This is a genomic window from Bifidobacterium apri, assembly GCF_009299485.1.
Lineage (GTDB): Bacteria > Actinomycetota > Actinomycetes > Actinomycetales > Bifidobacteriaceae > Bifidobacterium > Bifidobacterium apri.
In genome coordinates this window covers 1-1,079 of record NZ_WBSO01000042.1, presented here as the reverse complement: position 1 = coordinate 1,079, position 1,079 = coordinate 1, and the positions used below count along the sequence as shown (strand labels likewise).

The 1,079-nt window shown below is 70.9% G+C and carries 1 protein-coding gene; it reads left to right on the top strand.

Annotated elements, in window-relative coordinates:
* Positions 1-132: 132 nt before the first annotated feature.
* Positions 133-1,079: IS256 family transposase (locus DSM100238_RS09250; protein ID WP_167511146.1), on the top strand; the 947-nt coding region annotated here is incomplete at its 3' end.

The following is a 1,079-nucleotide window of genomic DNA, read 5'->3' as shown; positions in this document are numbered from 1 at the left end:
TAGGTTGGTGTATGAGGCCCTGTTCCCTGCGGGGTGTTGAAAGGGGTCACCGCCTAGTATCGCCATTGATGGATAAGTGAAATTGATGGCGGGAAGGACCAGACGATGACCGTAAGGCATACGTTAGCATCATTGGACGATGAACAGGCGCGGGACTTGTTGTTGCGGGTCGCGCGCGGGCAGGAGGAGATGCGCTGCCGGCTCTCGCGGATGCTGGAGCTGATGCTGGACGCGTTGATGGGCGCGGAGGCCGACGAGGCGTGCGGCGCGGCGTACATGACGCGCGGCGAGGGGCGCGTGAACCGGCGCAACGGGTACCGCGAGCGTGGCGTGGACACGCCCCTGGGCACGTTGACGGTGCATGTGCCCAAGCTGCGCGAGGGGTATTACAGTCCCGAGGGCATCATCGGCAGGGGACGGCGCGTGGACGCGGCCGTCGCCGCGGCGGTGGTGGAGATGTGGGTGCAGGGCGTGTCCACCAGGCGGGTCGAGCGGGTCGCCCGCGAGCTGGGCGTGGACCGTCTGGGCCGTTCCGAGGTGTCGCGTCTGGCGGAGCGGCTGGACGCGCAGGTCGACGAGTTCCGGTCGCGTCCCCTGTCGGGCCGCCGGTACTGCTATCTGTGGCTGGACGCGACGTTCGTGCGATGCCGGGGCGACGGGGGCGCGTCGAGCGCGGCCGCGGTCACCGCGATCGCGTGCGACGACGACGGCAGGAAGCGCGTGGTCGGGTTCGACGTGTTCGACACCGAGAGCTACGCGGGCTGGAAGTCGTTCCTCTCGTCGCTGCGCGCCCGCGGCATGGACGGGGTGCGGCTGGTCGTCTCCGACGACCATTGCGGGCTGCGCAAGGCCGTCGCCGAGGAGTTCCAGGGCGCCTCGTGGCAGCGGTGCATGGTGCATATGATGCGCGACGTGCTGGGCGTGGTGCCGCGCCAGCGCAGGCCGAGGGCCGCGGCGCTCGTGCGCCTGCCGTTCGCGATGGGCTCGCGCGCCGCGGCGGACGCGGCGTGGACGCTGGCGGCGGACGAGCTGGCGTCCACGGACCCGAGGGCCGCCCGCACGTTCGCCGCGGCGCGTGA